Below are 17,477 nucleotides of genomic sequence, written 5' to 3'. Positions count from 1 at the left end.
CATGGTCCGGTGCAGGGACTGGACATGGTGCCTGGCGCACGACCGGCGCGACTGGGTGCACTTGCGCCTGTGCCTGACCTGCGGCCGCATCGGCTGCTGCGACAGCTCGCCGGGCCGGCACGCCACCGCGCACCACGAGGCCACCGGGCACCCGGTGATCCGCTCGTTCCAGCCGGGTGAGTCGTGGCGGTGGTGCTACGTGCACGGCACGACGGGCTGACGCCCGGAGCTCAGGTCGTCGCGGGTGGGTCCTCGGCGGGCGCGAGGCCGATGAACATGGTCCGGTGCGGAGACTGCACACGGTGCCGGGCGACCTCGGCCGCCGCGGCGGCGTCCCCCTGGCGCAGGGCGCGGACCAGCGCCCGGTGCTCCTCATTGGAGGCGCGCAGGGCGGCCATGGGATAGGGGAGGTAGTAGCGGTAGGGGTCGCGGACGACGGCCGCGTACGGGGCGACCGCCGCGGGAACGCCCGTCGCGTCGGCCGCCGCGAGGTGGAAGCCCTCGTCGCAGCCGTGGAACTCCGCCCAGCCGGTGGCCCGGTCCATCCGGTCCACCAGGGCGTCGAGTTCGCGGAGCGCGGGCTCGCCGCCTGGGGAACGGGCCCCGGTGGGGGGACGGTCCGTGTCCGTCCCCCCACCGGGCCCGGGTCTCAACCGCGCAGGTCAGGTGCGCTGTTGAGAGCTGTGAGCAGCGCCAGCGGAGTGGCGGCCGCCCATGCCTGGGGGGAGCAGGAGTGGGGGTAGGGGACGGGGACCGGGTGATCGGCGCTGCCGTAGCCGGCCATGACCTCCGGGAGCCGCCAGTCGTGCAGCGAAGCCGCGCGGACCAGGCCGTGGGCGACCTGGGAGGCCTCCTCCTGGAGGCCGCTGAGCGCGAGGCCGAGCACGATGACCGCGTTGTCGTGCGGCCAGATGCTCCCGCGGTGGTAGGACAGCGGGTGGTACGGCGCCTGGCCCGCGGCGAGCGTCCGAATGCCCCATCCGGAGAAGAAGTCCGGCTGCAGCAGGCGGCGGCCGACGGTGCGGGCGTCCTGAGTATCGAGGATGCCGGACCACAGCAGGTGCCCGGCGTCGGAGGCCAGGGCGTCGACCTGGCGGCCCTGGCCGTCCAGCGCGAGCGCGGGGAAGCCGGCGTCCGTCATCCAGAAGTCCCTGCGGAAGCGGTCCCGCAGGTCGGCCGCGGCCTTCTCCAGCCGGTCCGCCTCCTCGGCGTCCTCCCACACGGTGCGGGCGAGCCGGGCCGTGCGGACCAGCGCGTCGTAGGCGTACCCCTGGACCTCCGAGACGGCGAGGGCGCCCTCGGGGCGGCGGCCGTCGGCGTGGCAGATCGCGCCCTCGGAGTCCTTCCAGTTCTGGTGGGCGAGCCCGCCGCGATCGGCGTCGGAGGTGTAGCGCAGGTAGTCGCCCGCGCCCAGGCCGCCGGGGCCGAACATCCAGTCCACGGCGGCGCGGGCCTGGGGCCGCAGCCGCTTGGCGAGCGTGGGGTCGCCGGTGGCCGCGGTGTACGCCTGCAGGAGGACGAGGAAGAGCGGGGTGGCGTCGACGCTGCCGTAGTAGCGGCCGTAGGGCACCTGCCGGAAGTGCGCGAGTTCGCCGTGACGGACCTCGTGGACGATCCTGCCCGGCTGTTCGAGCCGGCTGTCGTCGTCGCGCGTGCCCTGGGTGGCGGCCAGCGCGAGGAGCGTGCCGGCGGCGAGTTCGGGCCGGTACGGCAGTGCGAACAGGGAGGTGAGCAGCGAGTCGCGGCCGAAGAGCGTCAGGAACCAGGGGATGCCTGCGGCGGGCACCAGCAGCGCCTCCCCGGACGGCCCGGTGGCCGGCACCCGCAGCCGGGCCAGGTCGGCCAGCCCCGTGGCGCAGGCGCGCGCGAGTTCGTCCCACGAGGTCAGCGTCCGCGGGCGGGGCCGTGCCTGCACGAAGGCGTCCACCTCGGCCGCGTGCTGGTTGCGCACCGCGGCCGGGGAGGGGGGAGAGGTCTCCTCCTCGGCGCCCTGGGGCACCGCGGTCACGGTGAGGGCCAGCTCGGCCGTTCCGTGGCCGGGCAGTTCGAACCGCCAGGTGAGCGTGCGCGCGGTGCCGCCGTCGCGCGCGTCCGTGGGACGTACGTCCGCCGGCGCGGGGGACGCGGCCACTGTGGTGCGTGAAGTCCAGTCGTCGCCGCGCCGGTAGCGGAAGACGACACCGGCCGGCTGCTCCGCCGCGGTCCTGACGGCGCCGGACTTGTCGTAGCGGCGGTGGTCGGCCCGCAGCTCGAACAGGTCGGCGAAGTCGGCGTCCGCCTCCAACGCGAGCTCCACGACGGTGGGTTCGGCCCGGTTGCTGACCACCCGGACGCGCTCGGTGAGCGCGCCCGCCACGACCGCCTGGAGGCGGAAGAGGGAGTACGCGGGCGGTTCGTCCCGGCCGCCCGCGGGGGTGAGCACGAAGCCCTCGTCGGACGAGGTCAGCAGCGTGGGCTCGGCGCCGTTCGCGGTGAGCCGCCAGCGGCTGAGGTGCCGGGCGTCGCGGAGGAACAGGCCGTCCGGGCTGTCGCCGCGGCGCCCGGTGATGTCCCCGGACAGGCTGGTGGCGGCGAAGGTGCCGCGGTGGACCAGCAGACGATCGACGGTCATCGGCGGGGCTCTCCTTGTCCGTTGCGACGAGGGAAACCGGCGTCGCGGGTGTCGCCGGGCTGCCGCAGCAGGTCCAGCGCGAGGGCCGCCGTCCAGCTGAAGCGGCGGATGCCGCGGCCCTGGCCGCTCCAGGGTTCGACGTACTCGGCGAAGCCGGTGGCGCGGGCGTCGGCGAGCACCTGGGCGCGCAGCCGGTCGGCGGCCTCGGCCTGCCCGTGCAGTGCCAGGCCACGGTGGACCAGCCACGCGGTGTTGAACCAACTGGGGCCGCGCCAGTACCGGTTGGCGTCGAAGACGGGTCCGGTCAGGTCGTAGCTGGGCACCAGGTGCGCCCGGCCGAGACCGAAGTGCTCGCCGTGCGCGGTGCCGACCAGCGCCCGCACGACGTCGTCGGGCAGGCCCGGCACGATCAGCGGGGTGAGCCCGGAGACGCTGTACGTGCGGACGGCCTCGCCCGTGACGAGGTCGCGGGCGAGGAAGACGCCCGACTCGGCGCTCCACAGACGCGCGACCAGCGCGGTGGTGGCCGCCGCCGCCCGTTCGCGGTGCGGCGCCGGGTCGGCCCCGGCCTCCTCGGCGATGTCGGCCAGGGCGTGCTCGGAGGCGATGAGCAGGGCGTTGAACCCGGGGTCCTCCAGCGCGAAGGCGTGCGGCGTGACCGCGTCGTCGTACCCGTGGTCCCGGTAGGTGGCGGCCAGCCGGACGTAGCGCCCGTAGTCCAGGTCGGTGGGCCGGTCGGCGGCCGCGCTGTGGTCGAGGTCGGCGCGCCGGAAGGACGCGGGCGGCGCGGGCTCGATGCGGGCCAGGGCCGTGTCCCAGACGGGGCTGTTGTCCAGCCCCGGTTCCCAGGGGTGCACGATCGCGGTCAGGCCGCCGCCCCCGAGGTCGCGGGAGGAGGCGAGCCACCGGTGCCACGCGGCGAGCCGGGGGTACATGCGCCGCAGGAAGCCGCGACGGCGGGACTCGGCGGGGTCGGCGAGGTGGACCTTCCAGGCGGCCAGCGCGTGGACGGGGGGCTGCACGATGCCGGACGTCTCGATGTCCGCGGGGGCGCCGCAGGCGGCGCCCGCGGAGGACGAGCGCCAGAAGTCGGGGCTCGGGAAGTAGGCGTCCAGCGGCACCGAGCGGTTGAACACGATGTGCGGGACACGGCCGTCGCCCCACTGCGCGCCGAGCAGCGTCTCCAGTTCGCGCTGGGCGCGGCGTGGCGACAGGTGCCGCAGGCCGATGGCGATGAACGCCGAGTCCCAGCTCCACTGGTGCGGGTACAGGGTGCGCGAGGGGACGGTCGCCGCGCCCGTCCAGTTCGAGAACAGGACGTGCGCGGCGTCGCGGCGCAGCGCGGCGTCCGGGTCGGCGGCGGGGGAGCGCAGGGCCGGTTCGAGGACGGAGGTCATCCCGCTGCCCGGTGGAGGAAGGCCGGGACGGAGCGCACGGCCTCGACCGGGTCCCCGGTCAGCCGGCATTCGGCGGCCAGGTAGCCGTCGTACCCGGCGGCGTCCAGCGCCCCCAGCCAGGCCGGCCAGTCCAGGTGGCCCGCGCCGGCCTGGAAGCGGTTGGAGTCGCTGACCTGGGCGTGGCCGATGAGCGGTGCGACGGCGAGGATGGCGGCCGCGGGATCGGCCTCCTCGATGTTCATGTGGTAGCTGTCGATGCCGATGCGCACCGAGTCCAGGCCGACGGCGCGGATCAGGTCGGCGGCCTGCTCCAGCCGGTTGACCATGTGGTCCTCGTAGCGGTTGAGCGGCTCGAGGAAGAGGGTGACGCCCTCGGAGCGGGCATGCTCCCCGAGCTCCGTCAGGCCCTCCAGCAGGACCTCGCGGTCCTCCTCCTCGCTGCGCGGCGGCTCGAAGGGCGGCAGCCGGCGCGAGAACATGCCGTACGAGGCGGGGGTCTGGGCGCCCAGGCCGCCGAGTTCGCCGATGACGGTCAGCTGCGACTTCATCTGCTCCAGGGCGTCACGGCGCAGCTCGGCGTCGAAGGCGCCGAAGAAGTGCAGCATGTCGACGCAGACGGTGGGCATGACGACGCCGTCGGCCAGGGCCTTGCGGAGCTCGGGCAGTCGGTCGCGGAAGTGGAAGCCGCCCTTCGCGCGCAGTTCGATGGCGTCGTAGCCCGCGCTCTGCGCGAACTCCCACTTCTGCTGGAGGGTGTCGCCGGGCAGCAGCTGTTCCTGGCAAGCGGTCTTGAACATGATCGAAGGGCCTCTCAGAACTCCAGGACGACCTGGAGCGCGTCGGCGGGACGCTCATCCAGCAGGACATAGGCATCGGCCGCGTCGGCGACCGGGACAACATGGCTGACCAGGGACTTCACATCGACCTGGCCGTCGGCGACGAGCCGCAGGAAGGTCTGCTGCAGGCGTTCCACGGTCCAGCGGCCGGCGAGCTGCGGGGGCACGCCGCCGATCTGGGAGCAGATGAGCTGCACGCGGTTGTGGTGGAACTCGTCACCGAGCCGCAGGCCCACGCCGTCGCCCTGGTAGAAGCCGGAGGCGACGACCCGGCCGCCCACGACGACCGAGCGCAGGGCGTCGTGCAGCGCGGGGTAGGCGCCGCTGATCTCGATGGCGACATCGGCGCCGCGGCCGTCGGTGGCGGCGCGGATCCGTTCGGCGACGGCGTCGGTGCGGGCGTTGAGGGTGCTGCTCGCGCCGTACTCCGCGGCCTTGGCCAGTCGGCCGTCCAGGGCGTCGACGGCGGTCACGCGCGCGCCGCTGAGCTGGGCGAGCCGGGTGGTGAGCAGTCCGATGACGCCCTGGCCGAAGACGGCGACGTCCTCGCCGAGGTGGAGGTCGGCGCCGAGGACGGCGTTGTACGCGATCGCGCCGACCCGGGCGAAGGCGCCCGCCAGCGGCTCCAGGCCGGCCGGGAGCCGGTGCCCGACCATGCGCTCGGCGGGCACGATGCCCTCGCTGCGGTGACCCCAGATGCCCCAGACCAGGTCGCCGACGGCGGGCATGCCCGGCACCTCGACGAGTTCGGGTGAGACTTCGGTCACCTCGCCGACCTCGGAGTAGCCCCAGCCCGCGACGGGGTACTCGATGCCGGCCGCGCCGTCCCTGAACAGCCGGGCCTCGGCGTCCCAGGTGCGGGTCAGGTACGGGTTGGTGCCGCGGTAGGCGGTGAGCTCGGTGCCCGCGGAGATGCCGGAGTAGCGGGTGCGCACGCGCAGATGGCCGGGGGGCAGGGCGGCTGACTCGCTGGGGGCGACCTCCACCTGACGGGGGCCGGTGAACTGGACGACGCGTTCCACAAGAGGCTCCGGAGAGTTCGGTTATGCAGACCGTTCAGCCCTCACGAGCTGACTTACGTCGAAGATATCCGAGACTTAAGTCTTGTCAACAAGCAAAAGTGATGTTCTGATGCAACGCATACGTAACGCAGGGCTGACGTGAGGACGGTTGATGGGGATGTGGTCCCGACGGTCGAGAGCGCTGGCGAGCGGCTTGGCCGCCGCATTGGGGATCGGGGTGATGACCGGGTGCGCCGCTCAGGACACCGGTAAACCCGACAACAAGATCACCGTCTGGAGTCTGGAGAACCTCACCGACCGCATGGCGGCGACGAAGAAGAACGTCGCGGCCTTCGAGAAGCAGTCCGGGGTCACGGTGGACCTGGTCGGCGTCGACGAGGGCCAGCTCCCCCAGCTGATCATGTCGGCCGCGGCGGCCGGCACCCTGCCCGACGTCATCGGCGGCATACCCCTCGCCCCGGTCTGGCAGATGTACACCAACGGCCTGCTCAACACCGACGCCACCGCGAAGGTCGTCGACGACCTCGGCGCCGGCACCTTCAACGCCAACGCCCTCAAGCTCACCGCGGACGGCGGCACCCGGCTCGGCGTCCCCAGCGACGCCTGGATGCAGATCCTCGTCTACCGCAAGGACCTCTTCGCCAAGGCCGGCCTCGCCGCCCCCGACACCTACGACGCCATGCTCAAGGCGGCGCAGAAGCTCAACACCGGCGGCGTCGACGGGATGTCGCTGTCCACCGACCCCGGGGACGTCTTCACCCAGCAGAGCTTCGAGGACATCGCCCTCGCCAACGGCTGCGAACTCGCCGGCAGCGACGGCAAGGTCACCCTCGACAGCCCGCAGTGCGAGCGCGCCTTCTCCCTGTACGACCGCCTCGGCGGCGACTTCGGCGCCCCGGGCACCCAGACCGTCGACACCACCCGGGCGACCTACTTCGCCGGGCAGTCCTCGATGATCGTCTGGTCCACCTTCCTCCTGGACGAGCTGGCGGGCCTGCGCAACGACGCCCTGCCGAGCTGCCCCGAGTGCAAGAAGGACCACCAGTACCTCTCCGACAACAGCGGGATCGTCACGGCGCTGCGCGGCCCCGACGCCTCGACCCCCGCCCAGTTCGGCGAGATCTCCTCGTGGGTGGTCACCAGGACCGCCGAGACCGCGGCCTCGGAGAAGTTCATCCGCTACATGATGAGCGACGGCTACCCCGGCTGGTTCGGCATGGCCCCCGAGGGCAAGATCCCGGTCCGCGACGGCACCGCGGAGGAACCCGACACGTACCTCAAGGCCTGGCGCGCCAGCGACATCGGCGTGGACACCAAGAAGCCCCTGCAGTCGGTCTTCTCACCGCAGCTGCTGGACGAGCTCACCGCCGGCGTCAGCAACATGAAGCGCTGGGGCATCACCCAGGGCCAGGGCGCCCTGGTGGGCGCCACCATCGGCGAGCTGCCCATCCCCAAGGCCGTCGGGGAGATGACCACCGGCCAGACGCCTCCGCGCGAGGCCATGAGGCAGGCCGACGAGGAAGTCGCGGCACTGCAGAAGTCCCTCCATTGACCCGCCACCGGCCTCGTCCTTCAAGGAAGCAGTGATGAGCACCGCACAGACCACCCAGCAGCGCAGAACCCCGGCCACAGGCACCCCGCGAGGCCCTCGCGGACGCCGGCCCCTGACCCTGGCCCAGCGCGAGAACCGGACGGGCCTGGCCTTCGTGTCGCCCACCCTGCTCGTCGTCCTGGTCGTCGTGATCCTCCCGATCGCCTGGACCGTGCTGCTGGCCTTCCAGCACGCCCGGCTGGTCGACATCCAGGGTATGGACTTCCTGTCCAACTGGACCTGGAAGAACTTCACCGCGGTCTTCACCTCGCCGGGCTTCTGGACCTCGCTGTGGACCACGCTCGCCTACACGGTCGGCGCCACCGTCGGTTCCATCCTCCTCGGACTCGTCGCGGCGCTCGCGCTGCGCCGCCCCTTCCGGGGCCGCGCGCTGCTGCGCGGCACCATGCTGCTGCCCTACGTGGCGCCCGTGGTGGCCGTGACCTTCGTCTGGGAGATCGCCCTCAGCCCGCAGTTCGGCATCGTCAACGAGGTCGGCACCAACCTGCTGGGCTGGGACAAGCCCATCGCCTTCCTGTCGACCAGGTCGCAGGAGATCTCCCTGCTCGGCTGGCACGTCCACGTGCCGCTGGCGCTGTTCACCGTGATCGCCTTCGAGATCTGGCGCTACTTCCCCTTCGCCTTCCTCTTCCTCCTCGCCCGCCTCCAGGCGGTCCCGGACGGGCTCGAGGAGGCCGCCGTCGTGGACGGCGCCACCATCACGCAGCGCTTCCGGCACATCCTGCTGCCGCAGCTGATGCCGGTCATCGCCCTGCTGTCGGTGCTCCGCTTCATCATGACGTTCAACAAGTTCGACGACGTCTACCTGCTGACCGGCGGCGGTTCCGGCACCGACGTGGTCGCCGTGCGCGTCTACGACTTCCTCACCGCCCGCTACGACGTGGGCGCCGCCGCCGCGCAGGCCCTGGTCCTCGCGGCGATCCTCGCCGTGCTGCTCGGCATCTACTTCAAGTTCTTCGCCAAGAAGGTTCAGGAGGAGGCGTGATGGCCAGTCGCGCACAGATCGAGGACCGGACCTTCGCGGTCCTGCGCTGGGTGGTGATCGCCGGCCTCGCCGTCGCCACGATCTTCCCCTTCTACTACATGGTGCTGCTGTCGCTGAAGCCGATCGACGAGCTCCTGCTCGACCCCGGCAAGCTCTGGGTCAGCACCTCCGAGATCACCTTCGACACCTACCGGACCGTCCTGCAGTCCGTCGACGACGGGGGCCAGGGCTTCCTGCGGATGCTCGGCAACTCCGCCCTCGTGGCCCTCGGCACGGTGGTGCTGACCCTGCTGGTGTCCGTCCCGGGCGCCTACGCGGTGAGCCGGCTGAAGTTCTTCGGCGGCCGCCAGGTCAGCGCGGTCTTCCTGGCCGTGTACCTCTTCCCGGCCACGCTGCTGGCCGTGCCGCTGTTCGTGGTCTTCGCCCGGATCGGCCTCCAGGGCAGCCTGTTCGGCCTCGCGATCGTCTACATCGCGCAGACCGTCCCGGTCTCGATCTACATGCTGAAGAACTACTTCATCACCATCCCGGAGAGCATCGAGGAGGCCGCGGCGCTCGACGGCTGCTCGCGGCTGCAGACCGTGCGGCGGGTCGTCCTCCCGCTCGCCGCGCCGTCGTTGATGGCCACCGGCCTGTACGTCTTCATGATCGCCTGGAACGAGTTCCTGTTCGCGCTGCTGTTCCTCGCGGCCAAGCCCGACAAGTGGACGGTCTCGCTCGGCCTCCAGCAGCTGGCCAACGGCATCGAGGTTCCCAAGACCGTACTCATGGCCGGCTCGGTGGTGCTCACGATTCCCGTGGTACTCCTTTTCTACGCGGCCGAACGGCTCCTCACCGAGGGCCTGACCAGCGGCGCGGACAAGAGCTGAGCGCAGTGGCCCGACACGAGGGGGAGCGAGCACGCATGGCAACGCCCTGGAGCACGGCAGGACATCTGCTGGAACTGATCCGCACCGGGCAGGCCTCCACCCGCGGCGAACTCCAGCGTGTCACCGGTCTGTCCCGTTCGACCGTCGGACAGCGCCTTGACCAGCTGTTCGCCGCGGGCTGGGTGGAGGCGGTGCCGGGCGGGCAGTCCACCGGCGGGCGGCCCTCCCTCCACCTGCGGTTCGACCCGGCGCACGCCGTCGTGCTCGCCGCGGACCTGGACACCGCCCACGCCCACGCCGCCGTGCTGGACCTGTCCGGCCGGGTGCTCGCCGAGCACACCGGTGAACTCCTCCTCGACGAGGGGCCCGAGCAGGTCCTGGACGAACTCGCCCGCCGGTTCGCGGGCCTGCTCGCCGCGGCCGGGATCGCCCCGGCCGCGGTGTGCGGTGTCGGCCTGTCGGTGCCCGGGCCCGTCGACCAGTCGACGGGCGTGGTCGTCCGTCCGCCGATCATGCCCGGCTGGGACGGCTACCCCGTCCCGGGCCGCATGCAGGAGGCGCTCGTCCGGTACGCCGGACTGCCCGCCGGGGTCCCGGTGCTCGTCGACAACGACGCCAACCTCATGGCCCTGGGCGAGCAGCGCGACGCGTGGCGCGACTGCTCGGCCTTCGTCCTGGTGAAGGTGTCGACCGGCATCGGCGCGGGCGTCGTCATCGACGGCCGGCCCTTCCGCGGCATCGACGGCGGGGCGGGCGACCTCGGCCACATCCGCCTGCACGACGCGCCGGACGCCCGCTGCATGTGCGGCTCCTACGGCTGCCTGGCCGCCGTCGCCAGCGGCCGGGCGCTGGCCGGGCAGCTCAGCGCGCTCGGCGTCGCCTCCGCCTCCGCCGCGGACGTCCGCGCCCACCTGGACGCGGGCCATCCCGACGCGGTGCGACTGGCCCGCGAGGCCGGCCGGCGCTGCGGCGAGGTGCTGGTCACCGTCGTCACCCTGCTCAACCCCGGCGTCCTGATGATCGCCGGCGACCTGGCCGAGACCCACTTCGTCACGGGCGTCCGCGAACTGCTCTACCAGCGCGCCCTTCCCCGTGCCACACGCCACCTGCAGGTCGTCACCTCGCGCCTCGGCGACCGTTCCGCGCTCGCCGGCGCCACCGCCATGGTCGTGGAGCACCTGTACGCCCCGGACCAGGCCAACGCCCGCCTGGCGGCCGAGGACCCGAACCGCCTCTTGGAGCAAGCCCGATGAACAGCCCCGCCCCCCTTCCGGCTGCCGGCCCGGCCCCCGTACGCGTCGGCCTCATCGGCGCCGGGCCGTGGGCCCGCACCATGCACGCCCGGATGCTCGCCGCAGGTCCCGAGACCCGGCTCGCCGCGGTGTGGGCCCGCCGGCCGGAGGCGGCCCAGGAGATCGCCGACGCCTACGGCACGGTGGCCGCCGGCAGCCCGGAAGAGCTCTTCGACCGGTGCGAGGCCGTCGCCTTCGCCGTGCCCCCGGCCGTGCAGGCCGAACTCGCCGTGCGCGCCGCCAAGGCGGGCAAGGCGGTCCTCCTGGAGAAGCCGCTCGGGCCGGACCTGGCCGCGGCTCGGGCGGTCGCGGACGCCGTCGCCGAGGCCGGCGTCGTCTCGCAGATGGTGCTGACCAAGCGCTACCACCCCGCGACCCGGGACTTCCTGCGCCGGGCCCGCGACACCCAGGTCGTCGGCGCACGGTCCTGCTACCTGCACGGGGCCTTCCTCGGCGGGGAGTTCGCCACCGGCTGGCGGCTGGAGCAGGGCGCCCTGCTCGACCTCGGCCCGCACCTGATCGACCTGCTCGACGCCGCGATCGGCCCGATCACCGCGATCCGCGCCACCGGCGATCCCCGCCGCTGGGTCGAGCTGACCTGCGAGCACGAGAACGGCGCCGTCAGCCAGGCCTCCCTGTCCGGGAGCGTGAACCTGCCCAAGGCCCGTACCCGGGTCGAACTCATGGGCCCCGGCGGCGAGCTGACCTACGACACCGCCGGCATCGACCACGAGGAGTGCTGGCCGATCCTGCGCGCCGAGTTCGCCGAGGCCGTCCGCACCGGCCGCCCCGGGGAACTGGACGCCGCGCGCGGGCTGCGCCTCCAGGAGCTCATCGAGGCCGCCGTCCGCTGACGCGGGACGGCCCGCGCGGTCACGGCCCGGTGTGCGGGGGGTCGAGCGCGAACACCGTCAGCCATTCGGATTCGGCCGTGCGGTAGCCGAGGTCGGCCAGTGCCGGGGCTACGGCGCGCATGTGCTCGGCGCCGTAGACGATGCCGATCGTGAACGGCTCCTTGCGGTCGCCGCGGGCGCGGTGGAACTCCCGCACCGCGTCCAGCAGGAGGCGGTCCCGCCGGTGCAGCAGCACGTCGTCCATCCCCGTCATGACGTCCGCGGCGGCCTCCTCCGCGTCGGTGAGCAGGTCCTCCGTGCGCAGGTGCCGGGCGATGAAGCGCCGTGTGCCGAGCAGGCGCATCCCCGCCGCGTAGACGGGCACGAGGGCGGCCACCGCCGCCCGTTCCCTGAGCGGGATGTGCCGCCAGCCGGTCTCGAACTCCTCGCCGGTCATGTCAGGGCCCACCACCGGCACGCCCAGCGCTCCGTAGTCGATGTCCTGCACGACCAGGCCGAGACGTTCGCTGCCGTCCAGCCGGCGGTAGGACTGGGTGAGGGCCTTCGCCGAGGGCGACTCGCCCCTGATCCCCTCGGCGATCACCAGGTCGCACATGGTGCGCAGCCGGGCGGTGACCTGGTCGTAGAAGGACCGTTCGCCCAGGTGCACCATGGGGAAGATCACGAAGGACAGTCCGCTGCCGCGCCTGCGGAAGCGGACGACCGCGGAGCGCACCCCCGCCAGCTCGGTCACCTCGATGAACTGCATGCGGCCCCCCACACTGCTCCCCACCGGACAGGACGCCGTCCGGTGAGCGGTCAGTTGCGGGCGCGAGCGGTCAGTTCGTGAAACGGGCCAGGAGGAACGCGAGGCGCTCGGCGTGGCGCCCCGGGGGCAGGCGGCCGCCCCGGGTGAGGGTCACCAGGCCGTGCAGCGCGGCCCAGTACGTCTCCGTCAGCAGACCGAGGTCGTCGTCCCCGGCGTGCGGACGGACGGCCTCGGCGAGCTCCCCGAAGGAGGCGTGCAGGGCGGCCGGGGCCTGCGGCGTGGCGAACGGCAGGTCGACGGCCTGGCCGAACATCGCGTCGTACAGGGCCGGGCGCCGCTCCGCGAAGCCGGTGTAGGAGGCGCTCACGCCGGCGAGGGCGCTGCGGGCGTCCGGCGCCGCCGCACGGGCCGCGCTCAACTCCTCGGCCAGATCGGCGAATCCCTCCACCGCCACGGCCGCCATGATGGCGTCCTTGCCCTTGAAGTGGCTGTACAGGACCGGTTGGCTGTACTCGACGCGTTCGGCGAGCCGCCGGGTCGTCACCGCGTCCCAGCCCTCGGCCTCGGCGAGTTCGCGGGCGGCCGTGATGATCAGCGCCTCCCGCTCGGCACGTTCGCGCTCGCGGCGCGTCCGGATCGTCATGACTGGATTCTAGCAGCGCTAGAATTCAGATCGATGCTCTGCTAGCGTCATTCTTGTTCCTAGCGTTGCTAGCCACTGGGGGATGACATGCTCAGCACCATCGCTTACACGCTCGCCGTCGTGCTCAATCTCTTCGTGCTCTTCATCGGGGGCCGCTTCCTCTTCGCGCCCCGCGCGGCCGCCGCCGGCTACGGCGTCCCGGCCAAGGAGAACGGCGACGGCGCCTACCTGACGGTCAAGGGCCTGCGCGACGGCGCCTACGGCCTGCTCGGCCTGGCACTTCTGGCCTTCGTGGGCGCGGAGGCCGAGGCGTGGTACATGCTGGTCGTCGCTCTGCTGCCCCTCGGCGACACCCTGATAGTGCTCCGCAACGGCGGCACCAAAGCCGTCGCGTTCGGGATCCACTTCGCGACCGCCGTGGTCGTACTGATCAGCGCCGCTCTGCTCTTCGCCGTCTGACCACCGTCGCTCACCTCAGCCGAAAGGATCCGGCCGTGTCCCTGATCGTTCCCGGTTTCACCGAGTCCGTGGTCGTCCGCACCGCAGATGCCGAGGTCGTCGGCCGAGCCCCCACGACCATCCGGCTGCTGGCCGACAGCAGCGCCACCGGCGGCGCGCTGTCCACCCAGCGCGTCACGCTCAACGACGGCGCCGACGGGGCCAAGCCGCACCACCACGCGAACTCCGCCGAGCTGTTCTACGTGCTCGACGGCACCGCCCAACTGCTCTCCGGCGAGCAGGTCGTGACCGCCGAGCGCGGTGACCTCGTCATCGTCCCGCCCCGGCTCGCCCACGCCTTCGCTGCCGCCCCCGGCCACAACGCCGACATCCTGATCGTCATCACCCCGGGCGTCGAACGCTTCGAGTACTTCCGCCACTTGGAGCGCATCGCCTACGGCAAGGTTCCGCCGGAGTCCCTGCTCGACGTCCAGGAGCTCTACGACACGTACTTCGAGAACAGCACACCCTGGAAGGAGGCCCGTTCCTGACGGTGCCACGCCGGCCGGCCAGGGGGAAATCCCGTTGGCCGGCCCGGGCACGCCCGGATACGGTGAGGGCACTTCGAACAGCATGCTCCCTGGAACGACGCCGCAGAGCGGGAGCACGAACGCACCACGGGTGCGGGGACCTTGGAGGGGCGGCACCGATGACGCCTGCCCTCCCGAAGGAGAACCGCACCATGAAGATCGGCCTCGGCCTCCCCATCGGCGACCCCGCCCGGCTGCTGTCCTGGGCACGGCGCGCCGACGCGGGCCCCTTCACCACGCTCGGCCTGCTGGACCGCCTGGTGTACGGCAATCCCGAACCGCTGGTCACCCTCGCCGTGCCGGCCGGCGCGACGACCCGGATCCGGCTCCAGACCGAAGTCCTCATCGCGCCGCTGCACACCACCGCACTCCTCACCAAGCAGGCGGCCACGCTGGACCGGCTCTCCGGCGGACGGTTCAGCCTGGGCATCGGGGTCGGCGGCCGCGAGGACGACTACCTCGCCGCCGGTGTCGACCCGCGGCGCCGCGGACGCCGGCTCGACGAGCAGATGGCGGCGCTGCGCCGCGCCTGGACGGGCGAGGACCACGGCGCGGGCATCGGGCCGATCGGACCCGCGCCGGCCACACCCGGCGGTCCCGAAGTGCTCTTCGGCGGCTTCGCCGCCGCCGTGACCGAACGCGTCGCCCGCTGGGGTGACGGCTTCATCGGCGCGGGCCTGCCCCCGCGGCCGATGGACCGGCTCTTCCGGGACGTGGAGCGTGCCTGGACGGCCCACGGCCGGGCGGGCGGCCCGCGCCTGCTGGCCCAGGTGAACGTCGCGCTCGGCACGGAAACGGTGGTCGAGGAGGCGCGGGCGGGCATCGGCGCGTACTACGCGTTCACGAGCCATGCCGCCGGGATCGCCGCCGGCCTGCTCACCACGGAGCGGGCGGTCCGCGAGGCCGTCGCCGCGTTCGCCGCCCTCGGCGCCGACGAGGTGATGCTCTACTGCTGGTCGCCCGATCCGGACCAGGTCGCCCGGCTCGCCGACGCGGCCTTCTGAGAACGGGCCGCCGGGCCGCAGCGCCGTCCGGCCCGGCGGCCCGTTCCGGCAGCGCGGCCGAGCGCCGATAATCGAGGTATGAGTCAGCGCAATGCCGCGAATCCGACGCTGGGCGACTTCCTGCGGGCCTGCCGCGCGCGGGTGCATCCTGTCGAGGCGGGGCTGCCCGACGACGGGCGCCACCGCAGGGTGCCGGGGCTGCGGCGCGAGGAGCTGGCGCAACTGGCGAACGTCAGTGTCGACTACGTGGTGCGTCTGGAGCAGGGCCGTACGGCGAACGTGTCGACGGCGGTGCTGCAGTCGCTGGCCCGGGCCCTGCGGCTGCGGCCCGACGAGCGGGACTACCTGCTGCGGATCGCCGAGGCGGGCGCGGCGTCGCACGCGCCGGTGCCGCATCCCGCCGCGTCCGCCGTCCGGCCGCAGACCAGGACGCTGCTCGACGGCTGGGCCTTTCCCGCGATGCTGCTGGGGCCCCGGCTGGACGTACTGGCGTGGAACGCGCTCGGCGCGGCCCTGCTGGGGATCGATTTCGGCGCCCTCCCGGAGGAGGAGCGCAATCTCGTACGGCTGGCGTTCCTGGACCCGCGCTTCCGGGAGCTCTACACGGACTGGCGGCACGTGGCGCGCGAGTGCGTGGGGTATCTGCGCATGGGCATGGCGCACGACCCCGAGGACCCGCAACTGCTCGCGCTCGTGGAGGAGTTGTCCACCGCCGATGCCGACTTCCGGCGCTGGTGGTCGGACCACCGGGTGCGGACGCGGGCGGTGGGCACCAAGAGCTTCCGGCACCCGGTCGCGGGCGCCATGACGCTGGACTTCCAGAGCCTGGTGCTGGGGGACGAGCCCGACCGGACGGTCTTCGTCTACTCGGCGCAGCCGGACACGCCGTCCTACGAGGCGCTGCGCTTCCTGGCCACCTGGTCCTCCTCGGCCCCCGAGGCCGCGCGGCGGTGACGCCGGCGGCCCGATGAGCCACGCCTGCCTGGTACCACCGGTCCCAGGCAGGCGTCACCTACGGTCAAGGCTTCTCTGGTCCGCTCCCGGCGGCGGCCGCACGCTGGACATCGATCGACGCACCAGCCGATCCCTGTATCCATGAGGAGCACACCACCATGACCACGTGGTTCATCACCGGCGCGTCCCGCGGTTTCGGTCTGGAGATCGCACGACAGGCCCTGGAGCAGGGCCACAACGTCGTGGCCACGGCCCGGGACCCGCGCCCGCTTCACGACGCCCTGGCCGGGCACGGCGACCGCGTCCTGGCCGTCCCGCTGGACGTCAACGACGAGCGGCAGGCCAAGGCCGCGGTCGAGGCGGCCGTCGAACGGTTCGGCGGCATCGACGTCCTGGTCAACAACGCGGGCCGGGGCCTGCTGGGCGCGGTGGAGGAGACCAGCGACGCCGAGGCGCGGGCGGTCTTCGACACCAATGTCTTCGGCCTGCTGACGGTGACCCGGGCCGTGCTGCCGGTCATGCGGGCGCAGCGGTCCGGCCGCATCGTCAACCTGAGCTCGGTCGGCGGATTCGTGGGCTGGGCGGGCTGGGGCCTGTACTGCGCGACCAAGTTCTCCGTCGAGGCGGTCACCGAGGCCCTGCGGCTGGAGCTCGCCCCGCTGGGCATCCAGGCGACCTCCATCGAACCGGGCCCGTTCCGCACCGACTTCCTCGACTCCTCCTCGCTGCACCGCACCGAGCGCGTCATCGACGACTACGAGGCGAGCTCGGGCGGCATGCGTGCCTGGGCCGACGAGAGCAACCACGCCCAGGACGGCGACCCGGTGAGGGCGGCCGCGGCCATCGTCACCGTCGCCGCGGCGGAGCGGATGCCGGCCCGCGTGCCGCTGGGCAAGGCCAGCGTCACCGACGTCGAGAACAAGCTCGCCGAGGTGGCGGGCGACATCGACGCCTGGCGCGAGGTGGCCCTGTCCACGGACTTCGCGCCCGCCGCCTCCTGACCGGCACCGGTCGTCCCCGGGCCCCGGCCGCCTTCGCGGCCGGGGCCCGCGCGCGTCCGCCCGTGCATGCGCGGGTGTGATGTGCCCTCATGTCATACCGTGGCCGCGACAATTGATGAAATCTATTGGCCATGCACGACCGGAGTTGAACGCTTCCGCCAGGGAACCCGTATCAGAGAGCGACGTCAACCGCGGGGATTGAGCGGAAGAGAGGCACGGATGAAGCTTGATGTGGCAGGGCAGGCGTGGGTGGAGAACTGGGGCGCCCAGGCCGTTTGCCGCGTGTCCGACCCGGACGAGCTGTTCGTACAGGGATCCGCGCAGAACAGGGTCAAGGCCCTGTGCGCGGGCTGCCCGGTCCGTACCGAGTGCCTCGCCGACGCGCTGGACAACCGCATCGAATTCGGCATCTGGGGCGGCATGACCGAGCGCGAGCGCCGCGCCCTCCTGCGCCGCCGCCCGACCGTCACCTCCTGGCGCGACCTGCTGAGCACGGCCCGCTCCGCCTACGAGGGCGCCCCCGTCGAGGCCGCGGGATAGGCCTCTGGTCGTCACGGGCCCCCAGCTCCGCTGGGGGCCCGTCCGGCGGGTCGCCCCGGCGCTGGGTCCCATTGCCCGCCG

General features: G+C 72.8%; 19 protein-coding genes. 12 read left to right on the top strand and 7 right to left on the bottom strand.

Annotation, left to right across the window (positions count from 1 at the left end; all coding sequences use genetic code 11):
* Nucleotide 1 precedes the first annotated feature (1 nt).
* Entirely contained in the window at nucleotides 2–220 is a 219-nt protein-coding gene (locus tag ACFYXS_RS21225) for a UBP-type zinc finger domain-containing protein (protein ID WP_389250342.1), read from the top strand.
* A gap of 10 nt (nucleotides 221–230) precedes the next feature.
* On the opposite strand, the gene ACFYXS_RS21220 is transcribed toward ACFYXS_RS21225, so the two are convergent.
* From ACFYXS_RS21220 to ACFYXS_RS21200, 5 genes are read right to left on the bottom strand one after another with little or no spacing between them, the layout of a single operon-like run.
* A complete protein-coding gene (locus ACFYXS_RS21220) occupies nucleotides 231–653 on the bottom strand; it encodes an FCD domain-containing protein (protein WP_389250340.1) in 423 nt (140 codons plus the stop codon).
* On the bottom strand, nucleotides 650–2,611 hold the full coding sequence (locus tag ACFYXS_RS21215) for a glycogen debranching N-terminal domain-containing protein (RefSeq protein ID WP_389250338.1): 1,962 nt from the start codon (nucleotides 2,609–2,611) through the stop codon (nucleotides 650–652). Before ACFYXS_RS21215 ends, ACFYXS_RS21220 begins: the two co-directional genes overlap by 4 nt.
* Nucleotides 2,608–4,008, bottom strand: a complete 1,401-nt coding sequence (locus ACFYXS_RS21210) for a trehalase family glycosidase (RefSeq protein WP_389250336.1) — start codon at nucleotides 4,006–4,008, stop codon at nucleotides 2,608–2,610. The genes ACFYXS_RS21215 and ACFYXS_RS21210 overlap by 4 nt, the downstream gene beginning before the upstream one ends.
* Entirely contained in the window at nucleotides 4,005–4,805 is an 801-nt protein-coding gene (locus tag ACFYXS_RS21205) for a sugar phosphate isomerase/epimerase family protein (RefSeq protein WP_389250334.1), read from the bottom strand. The genes ACFYXS_RS21210 and ACFYXS_RS21205 overlap by 4 nt, the downstream gene beginning before the upstream one ends.
* 14 nt (nucleotides 4,806–4,819) lie before the next feature.
* The gene (locus ACFYXS_RS21200; protein ID WP_389250332.1) at nucleotides 4,820–5,866 is read right to left on the bottom strand and encodes a zinc-binding alcohol dehydrogenase; all 1,047 of its coding nucleotides are present in this window, start codon (nucleotides 5,864–5,866) and stop codon (nucleotides 4,820–4,822) included.
* Between the two features lie 151 nt (nucleotides 5,867–6,017).
* On the opposite strand from ACFYXS_RS21200, the gene ACFYXS_RS21195 reads away from it, so the two are divergent.
* The 5 genes from ACFYXS_RS21195 to ACFYXS_RS21175 are packed head-to-tail and all read left to right on the top strand — an operon-like array spanning nucleotide 6,018 to nucleotide 11,478.
* A complete protein-coding gene (locus ACFYXS_RS21195) occupies nucleotides 6,018–7,418 on the top strand; it encodes an ABC transporter substrate-binding protein (RefSeq protein WP_389250330.1) in 1,401 nt (466 codons plus the stop codon).
* A gap of 34 nt (nucleotides 7,419–7,452) precedes the next feature.
* The gene (locus ACFYXS_RS21190; RefSeq protein WP_389250328.1) at nucleotides 7,453–8,463 is read left to right on the top strand and encodes a carbohydrate ABC transporter permease; all 1,011 of its coding nucleotides are present in this window, start codon (nucleotides 7,453–7,455) and stop codon (nucleotides 8,461–8,463) included.
* Nucleotides 8,463–9,332 (top strand): carbohydrate ABC transporter permease, encoded by an 870-nt coding sequence (locus ACFYXS_RS21185; protein ID WP_319659572.1) that lies wholly within the window; start codon nucleotides 8,463–8,465, stop codon nucleotides 9,330–9,332. Before ACFYXS_RS21190 ends, ACFYXS_RS21185 begins: the two co-directional genes overlap by 1 nt.
* Nucleotides 9,333–9,367: 35 nt before the next feature.
* Nucleotides 9,368–10,585 carry an ROK family protein gene (locus tag ACFYXS_RS21180; protein WP_389250325.1) on the top strand — a complete coding sequence of 406 codons (1,218 nt, stop codon included), beginning with the start codon at nucleotides 9,368–9,370 and terminating at the stop codon, nucleotides 10,583–10,585.
* Nucleotides 10,582–11,478, top strand: a complete 897-nt coding sequence (locus tag ACFYXS_RS21175; RefSeq protein ID WP_389250323.1) for a Gfo/Idh/MocA family protein — start codon at nucleotides 10,582–10,584, stop codon at nucleotides 11,476–11,478. Before ACFYXS_RS21180 ends, ACFYXS_RS21175 begins: the two co-directional genes overlap by 4 nt.
* Nucleotides 11,479–11,497: 19 nt before the next feature.
* Here ACFYXS_RS21175 and ACFYXS_RS21170 read toward each other — a convergent pair whose 3' ends face one another.
* Both ACFYXS_RS21170 and ACFYXS_RS21165 read right to left on the bottom strand, forming a co-directional pair.
* The gene (locus ACFYXS_RS21170) at nucleotides 11,498–12,226 is read right to left on the bottom strand and encodes a hypothetical protein (protein WP_389250321.1); all 729 of its coding nucleotides are present in this window, start codon (nucleotides 12,224–12,226) and stop codon (nucleotides 11,498–11,500) included.
* 70 nt (nucleotides 12,227–12,296) lie between these two features.
* Nucleotides 12,297–12,869, bottom strand: coding sequence for a TetR/AcrR family transcriptional regulator (locus ACFYXS_RS21165; RefSeq protein WP_389250319.1), 573 nt, complete (start codon nucleotides 12,867–12,869; stop codon nucleotides 12,297–12,299).
* Nucleotides 12,870–12,956: 87 nt separating this feature from the next.
* Here ACFYXS_RS21165 and ACFYXS_RS21160 point away from each other — a divergent pair, with 87 nt between their 5' ends.
* The 6 genes from ACFYXS_RS21160 (at nucleotide 12,957) to ACFYXS_RS21135 (ending at nucleotide 17,396) form a co-directional block, all read left to right on the top strand.
* Nucleotides 12,957–13,328, top strand: a complete 372-nt coding sequence (locus ACFYXS_RS21160) for a DUF4267 domain-containing protein (RefSeq protein WP_389250317.1) — start codon at nucleotides 12,957–12,959, stop codon at nucleotides 13,326–13,328.
* Between the two features lie 35 nt (nucleotides 13,329–13,363).
* Complete coding sequence (locus ACFYXS_RS21155) at nucleotides 13,364–13,858, top strand: cupin domain-containing protein (RefSeq protein WP_389250315.1); 495 nt, start codon at nucleotides 13,364–13,366, stop codon at nucleotides 13,856–13,858.
* A gap of 191 nt (nucleotides 13,859–14,049) precedes the next feature.
* Complete coding sequence (locus tag ACFYXS_RS21150; protein ID WP_389250836.1) at nucleotides 14,050–14,901, top strand: LLM class flavin-dependent oxidoreductase; 852 nt, start codon at nucleotides 14,050–14,052, stop codon at nucleotides 14,899–14,901.
* Nucleotides 14,902–14,979: 78 nt separating this feature from the next.
* Nucleotides 14,980–15,855 (top strand): helix-turn-helix domain-containing protein, encoded by an 876-nt coding sequence (locus ACFYXS_RS21145; protein ID WP_389250313.1) that lies wholly within the window; start codon nucleotides 14,980–14,982, stop codon nucleotides 15,853–15,855.
* A 158-nt stretch (nucleotides 15,856–16,013) separates the two neighbouring features.
* Complete coding sequence (locus ACFYXS_RS21140; RefSeq protein WP_389250311.1) at nucleotides 16,014–16,856, top strand: oxidoreductase; 843 nt, start codon at nucleotides 16,014–16,016, stop codon at nucleotides 16,854–16,856.
* 219 nt (nucleotides 16,857–17,075) lie between these two features.
* The gene (locus ACFYXS_RS21135) at nucleotides 17,076–17,396 is read left to right on the top strand and encodes a WhiB family transcriptional regulator (RefSeq protein ID WP_389250309.1); all 321 of its coding nucleotides are present in this window, start codon (nucleotides 17,076–17,078) and stop codon (nucleotides 17,394–17,396) included.
* The last annotated feature ends 81 nt before the right edge of the window (nucleotides 17,397–17,477 follow it).

The sequence above is a fragment of the Streptomyces sp. NPDC002574 genome (assembly GCF_042889545.1).
Classification (GTDB): Bacteria; Actinomycetota; Actinomycetes; order Streptomycetales; family Streptomycetaceae; genus Actinacidiphila.
Note: the sequence above shows the minus strand (reverse complement) of the source record. Positions and strands in the feature narration are given on the sequence as shown.

Coding starts and splice junctions, on each gene's coding strand:
- ACFYXS_RS21225 (WP_389250342.1), top strand. CDS start 2: ATGGTCCGGTGCAGGGACTGGACATGGTGCCTGGCGCACGACCGGCGC.
- ACFYXS_RS21215 (WP_389250338.1), bottom strand. CDS start 2,611: ATGACCGTCGATCGTCTGCTGGTCCACCGCGGCACCTTCGCCGCCACC.
- ACFYXS_RS21210 (WP_389250336.1), bottom strand. CDS start 4,008: ATGACCTCCGTCCTCGAACCGGCCCTGCGCTCCCCCGCCGCCGACCCG.
- ACFYXS_RS21205 (WP_389250334.1), bottom strand. CDS start 4,805: ATGTTCAAGACCGCTTGCCAGGAACAGCTGCTGCCCGGCGACACCCTC.
- ACFYXS_RS21195 (WP_389250330.1), top strand. CDS start 6,018: ATGGGGATGTGGTCCCGACGGTCGAGAGCGCTGGCGAGCGGCTTGGCC.
- ACFYXS_RS21190 (WP_389250328.1), top strand. CDS start 7,453: ATGAGCACCGCACAGACCACCCAGCAGCGCAGAACCCCGGCCACAGGC.
- ACFYXS_RS21185 (WP_319659572.1), top strand. CDS start 8,463: ATGGCCAGTCGCGCACAGATCGAGGACCGGACCTTCGCGGTCCTGCGC.
- ACFYXS_RS21180 (WP_389250325.1), top strand. CDS start 9,368: ATGGCAACGCCCTGGAGCACGGCAGGACATCTGCTGGAACTGATCCGC.
- ACFYXS_RS21175 (WP_389250323.1), top strand. CDS start 10,582: ATGAACAGCCCCGCCCCCCTTCCGGCTGCCGGCCCGGCCCCCGTACGC.
- ACFYXS_RS21170 (WP_389250321.1), bottom strand. CDS start 12,226: ATGCAGTTCATCGAGGTGACCGAGCTGGCGGGGGTGCGCTCCGCGGTC.
- ACFYXS_RS21165 (WP_389250319.1), bottom strand. CDS start 12,869: ATGACGATCCGGACGCGCCGCGAGCGCGAACGTGCCGAGCGGGAGGCG.
- ACFYXS_RS21160 (WP_389250317.1), top strand. CDS start 12,957: ATGCTCAGCACCATCGCTTACACGCTCGCCGTCGTGCTCAATCTCTTC.
- ACFYXS_RS21150 (WP_389250836.1), top strand. CDS start 14,050: ATGAAGATCGGCCTCGGCCTCCCCATCGGCGACCCCGCCCGGCTGCTG.
- ACFYXS_RS21145 (WP_389250313.1), top strand. CDS start 14,980: ATGAGTCAGCGCAATGCCGCGAATCCGACGCTGGGCGACTTCCTGCGG.
- ACFYXS_RS21140 (WP_389250311.1), top strand. CDS start 16,014: ATGACCACGTGGTTCATCACCGGCGCGTCCCGCGGTTTCGGTCTGGAG.
- ACFYXS_RS21135 (WP_389250309.1), top strand. CDS start 17,076: ATGAAGCTTGATGTGGCAGGGCAGGCGTGGGTGGAGAACTGGGGCGCC.